Consider the following 16568-nt stretch of genomic DNA (forward strand, 5'->3'; position numbering starts at 1 on the left):
CCGCCCTTCCCTTGCAGAATAGGTGACACCGGTTACCATCCGCGGATGCTCCGGCACGGCCTTCCGCGTTGACGCGTCTGTCCAATTCCACGCTCGCCCAGGTGGGTCCGCCCGTCGGCCTCCCGGCCTACGACCGCGACCTGGTCCGGATCGGCGTGGTGCATTTCGGGCCCGGCGCGTTCCATCGCGCGCATCAGGCCTGGTACTTCGACCGGATGCTGTCGCGCCGGCCCGACATGGGGGTCTGCGCCGTCTCTCTGCGCACGCCCGACGTCCGCGACGCCCTGGCGCCGCAGGACGGGCTGTACACCCTGGTGGAGAAGGAAGCCGAGCCGGCGCTGCAGGTGGTGGGCTCGATCCTCCAGGTGATCGTCGCGCCCGAGGACCCGAGCCTGGTCTTCCGCCGCCTGCTCGAGGCCCGCTACGTGACCGCAACGGTGACCGAGAAGGGCTATTGCCTGACCACCGCCGGTGACCTCGACCTGGACCACGCCGACATCCGCCGCGACCTGGAACGGCGAGAGCACCCCTCCAGCCTGATCGGCTGGATCGCCGAGGGCCTGTCGCGACGGCGCCGTCACGATCTGCCCGCCTTCACGACCATCAGCTGCGACAACCTCTCGGACAACGGCCTGAAGCTGCGCCGCGCCGTGATCGCCTTCTGCGAGGCGCGCGGCGACCGCGAGTTGGCCCGCTGGATCGAGAGCGAAGCCCCCTTCCCCTCCAGCATGGTCGACTCGATCACGCCGGCCACCGACGACGCCCTACTCCAGCAGGTGCGCAGCGCCCTTGGGCTGGAAGACGCCTGGCCAATCCAGCGTGAGCGGTTCGTACAGTGGGTGGTCGAGGATCAGTTGGGCGCCGACGCCGATCTTTTTCGCGAAGCGGGCGTCACCGTCGCCAAGGCTGTCGCCCCGTTCGAGCGCGCCAAGCTGCGGCTGCTGAACGGCGCGCACTCCACCCTGGCCTACGCGGGCCTGGGGCTTGGCTGCGCGACGGTCTTCGACGCGATGAACGACCCGCGGCTGGCCGGCTTCGTCGAGGCGATGATGCGCGAGGACATCGCCGCCAGCCTGGACGCCCCCGAACTCGACGTTCCCGAATACATCGGCAAGGTCCTGGCTCGCTTCCGCAATCCAGCCATCGTCCACAAGCTGTCGCAGATCGCCTGGGACGGCTCGCAGAAGCTGCGCTTCCGGCTGCTGGAGACGATCGCCGAAGCGCTAGGAGCCGGTCGGCGGGTCGACCGACTGGTCGTCGGCGTCGCTGCGTGGATGCGCTTTGTGGTGCGCCAGACCCGGGCAGGCGCCGCCCTCACCGATCCGCTGGCCGAGGCGCTGGCCGCCGTCGGGCGAAGCTGTGACGACGGCGAAGACGATATCGACCGCTTCCTGGCCCTGTCGGAGGTGTTCCCGCCTGCGCTCGCCGCCGACGCGACGTTCCGCGCTGCGGTGGCGCAGGCCTATCGGGGTCTCGGTTCGGATCCAAACGTGGTGCTCGCGGCCTAGGAGCTGTGGACTCTTAGGATTCACGCTGGGTCCGAAGCGTGATTCAAGACTGCTTTTTGGAGGCGGTCTTGGGTGTGATGGATCGACTGGTGCTGAGCGATGAGCAGTGGGAGCGGATCGCGCCGCTGACCATCGGGCGGCCGGATCAGAAGGGCTCGACGGGTCGGGACAACCGGATGTTCGTCGAGGGCGTGCTCTGGATCGTCAGGACGGGTTCGCCCTGGCGTGACCTGCACGAGGTGTTCGGGGACTGGAACACGGTCTTTCGGCGCTTCAGCCGCTGGAGCGCCAAAGGGGTCTGGTGGCGCATCTTCGAGGCGCTCTCGGACGATCCGGACTTCGAGTACCTGATCGTCGACTCGACCATCGTGCGCGCCCACCAGCATGCGGCGGGCGCGAAAAAGGGGGGTCTGAAGATCAGGCCCTTGGCCGCTCCCGCGGCGGCCTGAGCACCAAGATCCACATGGCGGTCAGAGGCCTGGGCTGTCCTGTCCGGTTCAGCCTCACCGCCGGCCATCGTGGCGACGCACCCCAGGCCGAACCCTTGATCGAAGGCTTGGCCGCCGACGTAGTGATGGCCGATACCGCCTACGACTCAGATCGCCTGCGCCAGAAGATCGCTGAGAAGGGCGCGATCGCCGTCATACCGAACAACCCATCCCGCGCGATCAAGCACCCCCTCGACGCCCAGCTCTATGCTCAGCGCCACCTGGTCGAGTGCTGCTTCTCAAGGCTCAAGCAGTTCCGCCGCGTCGCCACCCGCTTCGAGAAGACCGCCCGCAACTACCTCGCCATCGTCACCCTCGCCGCCATCGTCTTGTGGCTACGATAAGTGTCCACAGGACCTAGGTCTCTCCTCCCCCTACGGGTAAGGAGGGCGCTCCCCATTCAGGCCGCGGCGCGTAACGCGCAGAGCTGGGTGGTGATCCGCCCCACGAGAGCATCTGGCGACAAGCCCAGGCTCTCGGCGATCCGGCAGAATTCCAGCAGGTCCACGCGCCGCTGGCCGCGCTCGATCATCGCCACGTGCGAGCCGGTCTTGCCCAGTCTGGCCGCCAGCGCCCGCTGACTCAGCCCGGCCTCACGCCGCGCCCCGATCAGCACGTCGCGGACCACGCCATACTCGTCCGAGAAGACGGGGTTTGGCCGGCGGGCCATCCGGCCATGCTGAAGCGTCACGTTGTTGACACCGGTGTCAGCGACAGACATGTTCCCTCCAGCGTTCTGGCGTTCGCCTCCTTTGGAAGCGAGTCCCAGGGTAATATGACACCGGTGTCATTGCAACATGCGCCGGTTGGGGACCACTAAGCCGCGATACAGTGGCGCTCGGGGAGTGAGACGATGACTGCGACGACGACGCGGCTGCGCATGCTGGCCTGCGGGGCTTCGACCCTGATCCTCGCCGGCCTGGCCGGCCCGGCCCTCGCCCAGACCAGCGAAGACGAAGTGCAGGAAGTAGTGGTCACGGGCTTCCGCGCAAGCCTGGCCAGCGCGATCTCGGTCAAGAAGGCCGAGACCGACATCGTCGACGTCATCAACGCCGAGGACATCGCCGACTTCCCCGACCTGAACCTGGCCGAAAGCCTGCAGCGCATCCCCGGCGTCGCCATCGACCGTGACGGCGGCGAAGGCCGCACCATCACCGTCCGCGGCCTCTCTTCGGACTTCACCCGCGTCCGCCTGAACGGCCTGGAGGCGCTGGCCACCACCGGCGGCAAGGACGGATCGGGCGGCGCCAACCGCGGCCGCTCGTTCGACTTCAACATCTTCGCCTCGGAACTCTTCAACCGTCTGACGGTGCGCAAGTCGCAATCCGCCGAGGTGGAAGAGGGTTCACTGGGCGCGACCGTCGACCTGCGCACCGCCAAGCCGTTCGACTATGGCGAAGGCGTCGTCGCCGTCGGCGGCCAGTACGGCTACAACGACCTCTCCAAGAAGTGGGACCCGCGCGGCACCCTGCTGCTCAGCGACACCTGGTTCGACGGCAAGCTGGGCGCCCTGTTCTCGCTGGCCTACGCCAAGCGCACGACCCTGGAAGAAGGCTCGTCCACCGGCCGCTGGGAGAACCCCAGCGTACTCACCAACTCGGCCGGCTGCTTCCAGACGCCCGGGCCCTGCAACGTGCCGGTGGGGACCTATTCGAACGTCAACTCGTCCTGGCACCCGCGCATCCCGCGCTACGGACGGCTGACCTACGACTGGGAACGCACGGGCGCCACCGGGGCGATCCAGTTCAAGCCCGTCGACAGCACCACCTTCACCCTCGACGGGCTCTACGCCCTGCTCGACGGCAGCCGGCGTGAGAACTACCTGGAGGTGATCTCGTTCAGCCGGTCGGGCCAGGGCAACCCGCAGACCGACGTGCGCAACCCGGTCTTCGATTCCAAGGGCCATCTGGTCTCAGCCACTTTCGACGACGTCGATGTCCGCACCGAGGATCGCTACGATCGGCTGAAGACCGAGTTCAACCAGATCGCCCTGCAGATCGACCACGAGTTCAACGACCGCTTCCGCGGCTCGCTGCTGATCGGACGGTCCACCTCGATCCAGAACAACCCGGTCCAGACGACCATCTCGTTCGATCGCTACGACAGCGACGGCTATCAGTACGACTACTCGCAGAGCCTGAAGCAGCCCGGCTTCAACTACGGGTTCGACGTCACCAATCCGGCGTCCTGGAGCTTCGGCACGACCCTGGCGCTGGGCGACGCCTCGCTGATCCGCATGCGGCCGAACAAGACGGTCAATGTGCTCAAGAACGTGCGCGCCGACCTCGAGTTCGACGTCAACGACGTGTTCCAGCTGAAGGGCGGCCTGCTCTACAAGGAGTACGACTTCCGCACCCAGGAGCAGCGCCGCTTCGTGATCGGCGGCGTCACCGAGGGCGCCGTGGCCCTGCCTCCGGGCGTCACCATCGCCACCCTGTCCAAGCTGGTCACCGGGTTCGGCAAGGGCCTGAACCTGCCCGCCGGCACGCCCACCTCGTGGCTCTCGCCCGACCTGGAGAAGGTGGCCGACGCCCTGGGCATCAACTGCAACTGCATCAACCAGTTCGGCGACTTCCGACTGTCCGGCGACAATCAGCGCGGCGCTAATCGTGACGTCGAGGAGCGTGACTTCTCGGTCTACATGCAGGCCGACTTCGACACCGAGATCGGCGGCATGCCGGTGCGCGGCAACATCGGCATCCGCCACGCCCGCACCGACCAGGAAGCCCGCGGCTTCGTGGGCGTGAACTACGTCAACGTCGCGCGCAGCTACAAGGACACCCTGCCCTCGCTGAACCTGGTGATCGAGCCGATCGACGACGTGATGGTTCGTTTCTCCGCGACGAAGGTCATGTCGCGGCCACAGCTGCCGAACCTGACCCCCGGCGGCACGATCAACAACACCGCGCGCACGCTCAGCATCGGCAACCCGCTGCTGGAGCCGATCCGGGCCGACACCTTCGACCTGTCGTTCGAGTGGTATCCCGACAGCGAGACCCAGTTCACGCTCGGGTTCTTCTACAAGGACCTGAAGAGCTACATTCAGAGCGCGGCTTCGACGATCCCGTTCTCGGAAACCGGTCTGCCGCCCAGCCTGCTGTCCAACGGCAACACGCCGGAGACGATCTTCACGGTCACGCAGCAGCAGAACACCGACGGCGGTTCGCTGAAGGGCCTCGAGGCCAGCATCCAGCGGCCCTTTACGTTCCTGCCCGGGCCGTTCGACCGCTTCGGGGGCATCGTGAACTTCACCTACGTGAAGTCCGACATCGAATACATCACCAACGCGGCCTCCAACCCGCCGACGACGGTTGTCCAGCCGCTGGTGGGCCTGTCGCCCTACTCGTTCAACGCAACGCTCTACTACGAGTACGAGAAGATGAAGGCCCGGGTCTCGGCCTCGTACCGCGACGGCTATCTCAGCACGGTCCCGGGCGGCAACGGCAACGACGTGCGCGGCAAGTTCTCCACCCTGAACTTCGACGCCTCGGCCAGCTACGAGATCACCGACAAGCTCACGCTGTCGGTCGAGGGCATCAACCTCACCGACGAGTTTGACGACCGCTGGATCTCGTCCGAGCGCAAGAGCTCGGAGGAATATGTCCATACCGGCCGGCAGTTCTACGTGGGCGTCCGCTACAAGTTCTGACGCCCATGGCGCAGCTGACCCGCCGCACGGCCTTCGGCGTCTTCGGCGCGGCCGCCGCCTTCCCGGAAGCGGCCGCCCCCTCTTCTCGAACGGCAGGTCCAACCTGGCGACGCGGTGTCGAGGGGCAGCGCACCGCCGACCTGGGCGACGGGACGTTCCTGAACCCCATCTTCGCCGGCGACCGTCCGGATCCCACGATTCTCAAGGACGGCGCCGACTACTACATGACGTTCTCGTCCTTCGAGGCCTATCCCGGCGTGGTGATCTGGCATTCGCAGGACCTGGTGAACTGGGCCCCGATCACCTCGGCGCTCAGGACGCCGATCGGCTCGGTCTGGGCCTGCGAACTGATCAAGCATCAGGGTCGTTACTACATCTACATCCCGGCCCGGTATCCGGACCGCCGCTCGATCTACGTCATCTGGGCCGACGACATTCGCGGCCCCTGGAGCGAGCCGATCGACCTGAAGCTGCCGGCCCACATCGATCCTGGCCATGCGGTCGGCGAGGACGGCAGGCGCTACCTGTTCCTGTCGGGTGGAGACCGCGTGCGGCTGAGCGACGACGGGCTCTCCACCGACGGCCCGGTCGAGCACGTCTACGATCCGTGGCGCTATCCGGCCGACTGGGACGTCGAGGGCTTCGCGCCCGAGGGACCGAAGATCACGCGGCGCGGCGAGTGGTTCTATCAGATCACCGCAGTCGGCGGCACGGCGGGACCGCCCACCGGCCACATGGTCATCGTCGCCCGCTCGCGCTCGATCCATGGCCCCTGGGAGAACTGCCCGCACAACCCCGTCGTGCGCACCGTCTCGGCCGCCGAGACGTGGTGGTCCCGAGGTCATGCCACCCTGGTCGAGGGGCCGGCCGGCGACTGGTGGATGGTCTACCACGGCTATGAGAACGGCTTCTGGACCCTGGGCCGCCAGTGCCTGCTGGACCCGATCGAATGGACCGCCGACGGCTGGTTCCGCGCCAGGGGCGGCGACCTGTCGAAACCCCTCAGGAAGCCCAAGGGCGGCAAGCCGGGTCAGCACGGCCTGGCCCTTTCCGACGACTTCGCCGTCTCCAAACTGGGCGTGCAATGGGGGTTCGCCGACCCGGCGCCGGACGAGCTCAGGCGGGTGCGCTTCGACAACGCGCTGGTTCTGACCGCGCGCGGGACGGCGCCCAAGGACTCCCCGCCCCTCACCTTCATCGCGCCCGACCAGGCCTATGAGGTCGAGGTCGATATCGAAATCCCCGCCGACGGCTCGGCCGGGATCCTGCTGTTCTACGACAAGCAGCTCTATTGCGGCCTGTCGTTCAACCCGACGACCTTCGTCACCCACCAGTACGGGATCGAGCGCGGCCGCCCCGCCAATCCGAACGGGCGGCGCATGCACATCCGCATGAAGAACGACCGCCACATCGTCACCTTCCACACAAGCCCGGACGGCCGGACGTGGACCAAGTTCGATCGGCAGATGGAAGTCTCGGGCTATCACCACAACGTCCGCGGCGGCTTCATGGCTCTGCGCCCCGCCCTGTTCGCAGCGGGCCGCGGCGAGGCCCGGTTCAGGCGTCTGATCTATCGCGCGTTGCCGTAGTCGAAACGGAAACCGCGCCACTGTGGCGCCTGCGCCATTGCATTTCGACACGGTTTGGCTACCCTACATGACACCGGTGTCACTAAGGGCGCCACCGGTGGCAAAGCCGACCATTCGGCGACGGCCGGGAAAACACCGGCGCATGGGGAGGGTTAAGCTTATGGTCCGAACGGGCGAAATGCGTCTGCGCCAACTGGTCTGCGGCGCGTCCATGCTGGCCCTGGGCCTGGGCCTCGCGAGCCAGGCTTCCGCTCAGGCCGCGACGGCCCCTGACGAGGTCGAAGAAGTCGTCGTCACCGGCTTCCGCGCGGCCATTGAAAACGCCATCGCGATCAAGAAGAGCGAGGCCGGCGTCGTCGACGCCATCAAGGCCGAGGACATCGCGAAGTTCCCCGACAACAACCTCGCCGAGTCGCTGCAGCGCATCCCCGGCGTGGCCATTACCCGCTCGGCCGGCGAAGGTCGCAACATCACCGTCCGTGGCCTGGGCCCCGGCTCGACGCGCGTGCGCATCAACGGCATGGAAGGCCTGACCACCACGGGCGGCTCCGACGCCGACGGCGGCGCCAACCGCGCCCGCTCCTTCGACTTCAACGTCTTCGCGTCTGAGCTCTTCAACCAGCTGGCGGTGCGCAAGACCTCCTCGGCCAGCGTCGAGGAAGGCTCGCTGGGCGCGACCGTCGACCTCACCACTTCGCGCCCGCTCGACTTCAGCGACGATCGCGTGATCAGCGTCTCGGGCCAGTACGGCTACAACGACCTTTCCAAGAAGTGGGACCCGCGCTTCGCCGGCCTCATCTCGCAGAAGTTCCTGGACGGGACGCTCGGCGTCCTGGTCTCGGCGGCCTACTCCGAGCGCCGGGTTCGGGAAGAGGGCTACAACACCGTGCGGTGGGCCGAGGGCTCGTCGAACGGCGGCTGGTGCAGCCCCGTCGGCTTCGACACCAACGCCACGACCTCTGGCCAGCAGTTCAATCCCGGGGCGAACGCCACGGTCGGCTCCGACGCCAACAACTGCTTCGCCGGAAACCCGCGCCTGCCCGGCACGGCCGAGAACATCGCCGCCTTCCAGCGCGCCTCGGATCCCGGCAGCTGGACGCCCCGCATTCCGCGCTTCGCCCGCCTCGACTACGAACAGGAACGTCTGGGCATCACCGGATCGGTCCAGTGGAAGCCCACCGACCGCACCAAGTTCTCGTTCGACTACCTCTACTCCGACTTCAAGTCGCACCGGACCGAGAACTACCTGGAGGGAATCTCATTCAGCCGCGGCGCCGCCTCGCCCGAGTTCGGCAAGCCCTACATGATCCCCCGGGTGTTCGAGACCGACTCGTTCGGCACGCTGAATTACGGCGTGTTCGACAACGTCGACATCCGCATCGAGAGCCGCGAGGACCGCCTGCGGACGATCTTCAGCCAGTACTCGTTCTCAGGCAGCCACGAGTTCTCAGACAGCTTCCGCGTGAGCGGTATGGTGGGCACATCGAAGTCCAGCTTCAAGAACCCGATCCAGACCACGATCACCTTCGACCGCGCCAACCAGGACGGCTGGGTCTACGACGCCCGCGAGAACCCGCGGGCGCCCAACATCACCTGGGGCTTCGACGTCACCGATCCCAACGCCTTCACGTTCTCCAACGCCAACACCAACGGCACGGCGCGTCCGTCGGAAGTCCGCCTGCGTCCGCAGTACGTGCAGAACAGCTTCGACATCGTGTCGGGCGACGGCGCCTGGGACATCAATGACACCTTCACGGTACGCTTTGGCGGCACGTGGAAGAAGTACAACAACTCCAGCCAGGAATACCGCCGCGCCACCGAGTTCGCGATCCCCGCGATGCCGGCCGGCACGACGATGGCCACCATCTCCGAGCAACTGACAGGCTTCGGCCGCCACTTCGGCGGAACCAACATCCCGACCAGCTGGGTCATCCCGAACTTCGACGCGGTCGCAACCGCCTACGGCATCTACTCCGGCGTGGGCACGTTCGCACTCCAGGGCATCGAGAACACCAACGCCCGCGGCAACTGGCGCGACATCACCGAAGAGAGCACCGCCGGCTACGTCCAGGTCGACTTCGACACCGATGTGCTGCCCTGGCGCCTGCGCGGCGACTTCGGCCTCCGCTACGTCGACACCGACCTGACGGCCGAGGGCTACACCTTCGCCGCCGGCGCCCCCGTGCTGCTGACGGTCAAGAACAGCTATGACAACTGGCTGCCGGCCGCGAACGTGGTGGCCGAGGTCACCCCCGACATCCTGGTCCGCGCCGCGGCGGCCAAGGTGATGGTGCGTCCGGGTCTGGGCGCTCTGAACCCCGGCGGTACGCTCAACACCACCGGCAACCTGACCATCACCGCCGGCAACCCGAACCTGGCGCCGCAGAAGGCGACCACCTACGACCTGTCGTTCGAGTGGTACCCGGGCGGCAAGTCGCTGGTGGCCGTCGGCTTCTTCCTGAAGGATTTCAAGACCGACTTCACGACGGTCCGCCTGACGGGCCCCTATTCCTCGTTCGGCTTCCCGCCCGAGCTGCTGGCCGGCACGGGTCGCACCGTGAACGACGACACCCAGTTCACGACCACGATCAACACCAAGGGCGGCGACCCGCTGAAGGGCTTCGAGGTCAACATCCAGCAGCCGTTCACGCCGCTGGTCGAGGCCTTCAACCTGCCGGACTGGGTCGGCAACTTCGGGACTCTGCTGAACTACACCTATGTGAAGGGCAGCCAGAAATTCTGCGCCGGCACGCCGGTCAACGGCGTCTGCCCGGCCGGTCTTGAGCTGGAGAACCGCCCGACCAACGTGTCCAAGAACGCCTACAACGCGACGCTGTATTACGAGGACGCCAAGTTCTCGGCGCGTGTCTCGCTCTCCCACCGGTCGAACTACCTGTTCGCCGTTCCGTCCGGCAACCAGGGCAGCCTGATCACCGGCCGCCGGCAGGACTACCAGGACGCCGACTGGGTGCCGTCGACGACGACCATCGACGCCAACGTCAGCTACCAGCTGACCGAAAAGCTGAAGCTGACCATCGAGGGCCTCAACCTGACCGACGAAGACAGCCAGCAGCGCAACGACACCGACGCCAGCCGGACCTGGACCAATCACCACTTCGGCCGCCAGCTCTACATCGGCGCCCGCTACAGCTTCTGACGCGCCTTCGCGACCGGGCTGCCCGAACAGCCGCCCGGCTCGCCTGTCTCAGATCGAGCCCTCTGACATTGGGAGCTTCGGCATGTTGAGCCGCCGGGACCTTTTCCTCTCCGGCGCGGCCATGGCGCTCGCGCCCGGCCTGGCCCGGGCCGATGCCCCTGCGACGGACGATTGGGCCATGGCCCGCGAGATCCTCGCCCGCATCAAGCCGCCGACCTTCCCCGACCGCGACTTCCGGCTCGCCGACTTCGGTGGCGATCCCGACGCCGTCGACGACTCGACCGAGGCCTTCCGAAAGGCCATCGCCGCCTGTCACGCCGCCGGCGGCGGCCGGGTGGTGGTGACGCCCGGCAGCTGGCTCACCGGCCCGATCCACCTGAAAAGCAACGTGAACCTGCACGTCCAGGCGGGCGCGACGATCCTCTTCAAGACCGACCCCAAAGCCTATCTCCCGCTGGTCTTCACGCGGTGGGAGGGCGTGGAGCTCATGAACTACTCGCCGTTCGTCTATGCGATCGACTGCGAGAACATCGCCATCACCGGCAAGGGCTCGTTGGACGGCCAGTGCAGCCGCGAGCACTGGTGGACCTGGAAAGGCCCCTGGAAACAGAACCAGCACGGCTGGGCCGACGGCATGCCCGATCAGCGCCCGGCGCGCGCGCGCCTGTTCCAGATGGCCGAGGACCGCACGCCGGTGGCCGAGCGGCTGTACGGCGAAGGCAGCTACCTGCGCCCGCCGTTCCTTCAGCCCTACCGCTGCAGGAACGTCCTGATCGAAGGGGTCAGTCTGCGTCGTTCTCCCTTCTGGCAGGTCCACCCGGTACTCTGCACCAACGTCACCGTCCGCGGCCTGGACATCGACAGCCACGGCCCGAACAACGATGGCTGCGATCCCGAGTCCTGCACCGACGTCCTGATCGAGGGCTGCCGCTTCGCCACCGGCGATGACTGCATCGCGCTCAATTCGGGCCGCAACGAGGATGGACGCCGCGTGGGCGTGCCCTGCCAGAACGTGGTCATCCGCAACTGCCGCATGGCCGACGGACACGGCGGTATCACCATCGGCAGCCAGATCTCAGGCCATGTCCGCAACGTGTTCGCGGAAGGCTGCAAGCTCGACAGCCCCAACCTCGACCACGCGATCCGCTTCAAGAACAATGCGCTCCGCGGCGGGATCGTCGAGCATGTCCGCTACCGCAACCTCGAGGTCGGAGAGGTGCGTCGCGCGGTCGTGACCGTGGATTTCAACTACGAGGAAGGCGCCGAGGGACGCTTCACGCCGGTCCTGCGCGACGTGGTGATCGAGCGTGTCCGCAGCGCCAGGAGCCGGCGCGCCGTCGACCTGCAGGGGCTGCCCAAGGCGCCGGTCGAGACCTTCACGGTCCGCAACTGCGACTTCCAGGGTGTCGGCGAGCCCTCGATCGTCAGGCACGTGAAGGGGCTGAAGCTGCAGAACGTCCGGGTGAACGGCCGCCCGACCAGCGATCTCACCGCGACGACCTAGCTCGTAAGCGCCTCGATCTCGGCCGGCGAACAGCCCAGTTCGGCCAGGAGCTCGCGGGTGTGCTGGCCGATGTCCGGCGCCATGCGCGGGGGCAGCTTGGCCTCGCCCTGAACCTGGAACGGGCTGTCGACGGTCCGCAGCCAATGGTCCGAGAACTCGGGGAACAGGCCGTTCGCCTCGATCTGGCCGTCGGTGAAGTGGTCGTAGATCGTCGCCACAACGCCGAAGGTGACGTCGCCCTCGGACAGGATCTTCGCCCAGTGCTCGTAGGGGTGCTCGGCGAACGTCGCGTCGAACCTGGCGACCAGGTCCGGCCCGTTCAGCAGGCGGGCTTCCGGGGTCGCGAACAGCGGGTCCTCCAGCCATTCTGCATGCCCGACCGCCTTGGCCAGGAGCGGCCAGTCGCGGGCCGGATTGGTGCTGGCGATGATGAAGTGGCGGTCGTCGCTGGCGCGATACATCTCGTTCAGCGCGCCCCGGTCGCCGCGCTTCGGCCGCGGCGCCAACTCGTAGCCGCACAGCGCGGCCTGGACCTGGCAGCCGTTGGCCCACAGCCCGTTCGCCAGCAGCGAGGTGCTGACTTCCGAGCCCTCGCCGGTCAGCTGGCGCTTGTAGAGCGCGGTCAGGATCGCACCGTACATCGCCATCGCCGTGGGGTGATCGCCCATCCCCGGCATCGAGATCGCGGGCTCGGCGCCGGCGGTCGGGCGGACCAGGTCCATCAGCCCCGAGCGGGCCCACCAGACGGTGGCGTCGAACCCGGTGCGGTCGCGCTCAGGCCCGTGCTCTCCGTAGGGCGTGAGCGACGCATAGATCAGCCGCGAATTGAGCGGCATCAGGTCCTGGGCGCGCACGCCCAGCCGCTCGCGCGCAGGGAATGGGATGTTGGTGATGAAGACGTCGGCCTTGCCGACCAGCGTCCGCAGCACGGCCTGGGCCTCGGGCCTGTGCAGATCCAGCGCCAGGCTCTCCTTGTTGCGACTGTCGAGCGCCCAGAAGTAATCCACGTCGTCGGGCGTGCCGCGCAGGCGGAAGAGGTTGCGATAGGCGTCGCCGATCCCCGGCGGCTCGATCTTGATCACCCGCGCGCCGAAGTCGCTCAGCACCGTCGCCGCCGCCGGCCCCGCAATGAAGCTCGCGCAGTCCACGACCAACAGGTCGCTGAATAGGCCCGTCGACATCGGCCCGCCTCCCCGAGTTCAGGTCGCGTCTCTGTGAATGGCGCGCGACTCCCCGGCATTACTTCGGCATGCCCGGGCGTCAGTCCAGGGGGCGCGGCGACCAGCTCAGTCGGTCGGAGGTTCTTCCGCGGCCTGGTCGGCATCATCGGCCGTCTGCTGGCTCGCCACCTGAACCGGCGGCGCGGGGGTCGGCGCAGCGGGCCCCATGGGGATGGCCTGGGTCGGGACCCGCTTCAGCGCCGTGCTCATGAACTGGCGCCACATCTCGGCCGGCGCCGTGGCGCCGCTGATCCGCCCCATCGGCTTGGCGTCATCCCGCCCCATCCAGGTGCAGCTGGCGAGGTAGCCGGTGTAGCCGCAGAACCAGGCGTCCTTGTAGTCCGAGGTGGTGCCCGTCTTGCCGGCGAGGTCGTAGCCCGGCACAGCCGCGCGGCCGCCGGTGCCGCCCACCATGACGGTGCGCATCATCTGGTTCAGCTCGCTGAGCGCCGGGTTGGCGATGGCCGGGACCGGCGCGAGGGGCCGCTTCTGATAGATGACCTGACCGCCCGAACGGATCCGCTCGATGCCGTAGGCCTGCACGCGGTTGCCGCCGTTCGAAAAGGCGGCATACGCCTGGGTCATCTCCAGCGGCGAGACCAGCGTGGTGCCCAGCGCCATCGCCGGGTCGGTGTTGACCGTGGACTGAATCCCGATCCGCCGCGCGGTTGCGGCGATGTTCGGGCGGCCCACCTCGTCGGCCAGACGCGCTGCGACGGTGTTCACCGACTTGGCCAGCGCCAGCTCCAGGGTGATCGGCCCCAGATAGCTGCCGGCGTCGTAGTTGCTGGGCGACCAGCCATTGATCGTCACCGGCTCGTCGATCACCTCGGTCGCGGGCGTCCGCCCCTGCTCCAGGGCGGTCAGGTAGACGAACGGCTTCCACGCCGATCCCGCCTGCCGCCGCGCGTTGACGGCGCGGTTGTAGGGCGCGGCGGCGTGATCGGTCCCGCCCACCAAGGCGCGCACACGCCCCTGCCCGTCGATGGCCACGATTGCGGCCTGGTCGGTGGCCTGGGCCTTGTGGCGGGCCACGACCGCCTTGGCCGCCTCGCCTGCCGCGCGCTCCATCGCCTGGTCCAGCGTGGTCTCGACGATCAGGTCGCGATTGGGCTTGGGGACCATGCGGCGGACCTCGCCGTCCACCCAGTCCACGAAGTACTGCGCCGCCCCATTTGGCGAGGTCTTCCAAACCCGGGGCTTCTGCTTCTTGGCCTTGTCGCGCTCGGCGCCGGTGATGACCCCGTTCTCGACCATCACGTCCAGCACCAGGTTCGCCCGCTCCAGGCAGGCGTCGTACTGGTTGATCGGGTCGTAGTTCACCGGCGACTTCAGGACGCCCGCCAGCATGGCGGCTTCCTTGATCGACAGCTTCGCCGCCGACTTGTTGAAGTAGCGCTGAGCCGCAGCCTCATAGCCGTAGGCGCCCGCGCCGAAGTAGGCGCGGCTCATGTACATGCCGAGGATCTGGGCCTTGGAGTAGGTCTTCTCCAGCTCGACGGCATAGACCAGCTCGATCGCCTTGCGCTCCAGCGTGCGGTCCTGGTTCAGGAACAGCAACCGCGCGGTCTGTTGGGTGATGGTGGATGCGCCGCGCATGCGCCCGCCGGTCAGGCCGCCGACGACGGCGCTGGCCATGCCGCGCGGATCGAACCCGGTATGCTCATAGAAGCGGCGATCCTCGATCGCGACGATCGCGCCCGGTACGTGCTTGGGCAGCCGGTTCACGTCGACCGGCGGCGCATAGCGACCACCCCGCACACCGATTACGGCGCCGCTGCGGTCGACATAGGTGATCTGAGGCTGTCGCTGGATGGCCGGCATGCGCGGCAGCTCGGGGCCCTGCGCGGCCAGGGCCAGCGCGGCGAGTTCGGAGATCAAGGCAAGCGGCTCCAGGTACGCGTCCCGGGCCTTCTCTCCCCCGCGCCGCGCTCAGGGCCAACATAAATCGCGGTAATGCGACCCTGTTGCGCGGCATCGGGACCGCATCTGCACGGGTTCTGCTAGCGAGTGAGAAAGCTCTCGAAGCCCCCGAAGATCATCCGCTTGCCATCGAACGGCATGTTGTCGGGCGAGCCCCTCATCCGCGGGTCGGCCATCACCTTGGCGTTGACCTCGTCGCGCTTCGCCCGGCTCTCGTAGGTGATCCAGGAGAAAACCACGACCTCGTCGTCTTTCGCCTGCACGGCGCGGGGGAACGACGTGAGTTCGCCCATCGGGACGTCGTCGCCGATGCACTCGACGTAGCTGAGCGCGCCGTGGTCCATCCACACCTCGCCGCCAATGCGCGCCATCTCCTTGTACGCCTCGAGGTTCGCCTTCGGCACCGCCAGCACGAACCCGTCCACGTAGGGCATGGAACCCTCCTTCATCCGTCTCATGGACCTAGGACGTTGGGCCCCAGGCCATTCCGACAATGGAAACCGGATCATTGGCGTGACGGTTGCTTGCTGGCGAGCCCCATGACCGTCAAATTCGGGCGTCAGGGGTCGCTCCGATTCCCGGACCGTTCTGCAAGGAGACCACCCGCGTGGCTGAAGGCATCCGGCGCCGCCGGCGGGTGAAAATCGTGGCCACCATCGGCCCTGCCTCGTCGAGCCTCGAGCGGCTGGAGGAACTGTTCCGTACCGGCGCAGACGTCTTCCGGCTGAACTTCAGCCACGGCAGCCAGGATGGCCACGCCGAGGTCGTCGATCGCATCCGCAAGGTGGAAAAGAAGACAGGGCGCCCGATCGGCATCCTCGCCGACCTCCAGGGCCCAAAGCTCCGGGTCGGTCGCTTCGCCGGCGGCGGGGTCGTGCTCCAATGGGGCCGGACCCTGCGCCTCGATCTGCAGGAACGCCCCGGCGACGGCCAGCGTGTGCAGCTGCCTCACCCCGAGATCATGGCTGCGGCGTCGCCAGGCTCGGTGCTGCTGCTCGACGACGGCAAGGTGCGCCTCGAAGTCACTCGCCAGACGCCGGACTTCCTTGAGACCCGCGTGATCGTGGGCGGCCGCCTCAGCGACCACAAGGGCGTCAACCTTCCTGGGCTGACTCTTCCGATTCCGGCGCTGACCTCCAAGGACCGCTCCGACCTGGCGTTCGCACTGGAGCACGGCTGCGACTACATCGGCCTGTCGTTCGTGCAGCGCCCGGAGGACGTGGAGGAAGCCCGCGAGCTGGTGGGCGACCGCGCCTTCATTCTCTCCAAGATCGAGAAACCTGGCGCGCTGCAATCGATCGATGAGGTGATGCGGCTGTCCGACGCCATCATGGTGGCCCGGGGCGACCTGGGCGTGGAGCTGCCGGCCGAGGACGTGCCGCTGATCCAGAAGCGCCTGATCCGCGCCGCTCATCGTCACGGAAAGCCGGTCATCGTCGCGACCCAGATGATGGAGAGCATGATCGAGAACCCGGCCCCCACGCGGGCCGAAGCCTCCGATGTGGCCACTGCGGTGTTCGACGGCGCCGA

At 67.5% G+C, this 16568-nt stretch carries 10 protein-coding genes and 1 pseudogene (1 of these 11 only partly in view); 7 read left to right on the plus strand and 4 right to left on the minus strand.

The annotated features are described in order from the left end of the window. Positions 1–68 precede the first annotated feature (68 nt). Together ACQ66R_RS04310 and ACQ66R_RS04315 are read left to right on the plus strand one after the other, a co-directional pair. Positions 69–1508: a mannitol dehydrogenase family protein gene (locus ACQ66R_RS04310; RefSeq protein WP_430419549.1), complete on the plus strand. Its 1440-nt coding sequence runs from the start codon at positions 69–71 to the stop codon at positions 1506–1508. A gap of 77 nt (positions 1509–1585) precedes the next feature. Next, positions 1586–2340: pseudogene (locus tag ACQ66R_RS04315) on the plus strand (IS5 family transposase). A 56-nt stretch (positions 2341–2396) separates the two neighbouring features. Here the strand turns inward: ACQ66R_RS04315 and ACQ66R_RS04320 are convergent. Continuing rightward, a complete protein-coding gene (locus tag ACQ66R_RS04320; protein ID WP_430419551.1) occupies positions 2397–2717 on the minus strand; it encodes a helix-turn-helix domain-containing protein in 321 nt (106 codons plus the stop codon). Between the two features lie 132 nt (positions 2718–2849). On the opposite strand from ACQ66R_RS04320, the gene ACQ66R_RS04325 reads away from it, so the two are divergent. The 4 genes from ACQ66R_RS04325 (at position 2850) to ACQ66R_RS04340 (ending at position 11895) form a co-directional block, all read left to right on the plus strand. Beyond that, a complete protein-coding gene (locus ACQ66R_RS04325; RefSeq protein ID WP_430419553.1) occupies positions 2850–5645 on the plus strand; it encodes a TonB-dependent receptor in 2796 nt (931 codons plus the stop codon). 5 nt (positions 5646–5650) lie between these two features. Further along, positions 5651–7234, plus strand: coding sequence for a family 43 glycosylhydrolase (locus ACQ66R_RS04330; protein WP_430419555.1), 1584 nt, complete (start codon positions 5651–5653; stop codon positions 7232–7234). A 178-nt stretch (positions 7235–7412) separates the two neighbouring features. After that, positions 7413–10391, plus strand: a complete 2979-nt coding sequence (locus ACQ66R_RS04335) for a TonB-dependent receptor (RefSeq protein WP_430419557.1) — start codon at positions 7413–7415, stop codon at positions 10389–10391. 82 nt (positions 10392–10473) lie between these two features. Further along, positions 10474–11895, plus strand: a complete 1422-nt coding sequence (locus ACQ66R_RS04340) for a glycoside hydrolase family 28 protein (RefSeq protein WP_430419559.1) — start codon at positions 10474–10476, stop codon at positions 11893–11895. Here the strand turns inward: ACQ66R_RS04340 and ACQ66R_RS04345 are convergent. The 3 genes from ACQ66R_RS04345 to ACQ66R_RS04355 all read right to left on the minus strand — a co-directional run bounded on the left by ACQ66R_RS04345 (position 11892) and on the right by ACQ66R_RS04355 (position 15472). Beyond that, complete coding sequence (locus tag ACQ66R_RS04345) at positions 11892–13076, minus strand: CaiB/BaiF CoA transferase family protein (RefSeq protein WP_430419560.1); 1185 nt, start codon at positions 13074–13076, stop codon at positions 11892–11894. The genes ACQ66R_RS04340 and ACQ66R_RS04345 overlap by 4 nt on opposite strands. Positions 13077–13181: 105 nt before the next feature. Beyond that, on the minus strand, positions 13182–14996 hold the full coding sequence (locus tag ACQ66R_RS04350) for a transglycosylase domain-containing protein (RefSeq protein WP_430419561.1): 1815 nt from the start codon (positions 14994–14996) through the stop codon (positions 13182–13184). A gap of 122 nt (positions 14997–15118) precedes the next feature. Next, positions 15119–15472, minus strand: coding sequence for a DUF1428 domain-containing protein (locus ACQ66R_RS04355; protein ID WP_430419563.1), 354 nt, complete (start codon positions 15470–15472; stop codon positions 15119–15121). Between the two features lie 173 nt (positions 15473–15645). Here ACQ66R_RS04355 and pyk point away from each other — a divergent pair, with 173 nt between their 5' ends. Then, positions 15646–16568, plus strand: partial view of a pyruvate kinase gene (gene pyk, locus ACQ66R_RS04360; RefSeq protein ID WP_430419564.1) — the 5' portion only. It continues 505 nt past the right edge of the window; the window shows 923 of its 1428 coding nt (coding positions 1–923); its start codon is at positions 15646–15648; its stop codon lies off the right edge, out of view.

This window comes from Phenylobacterium sp., from assembly GCF_965284355.1.
Lineage (GTDB): Bacteria > Pseudomonadota > Alphaproteobacteria > Caulobacterales > Caulobacteraceae > Phenylobacterium.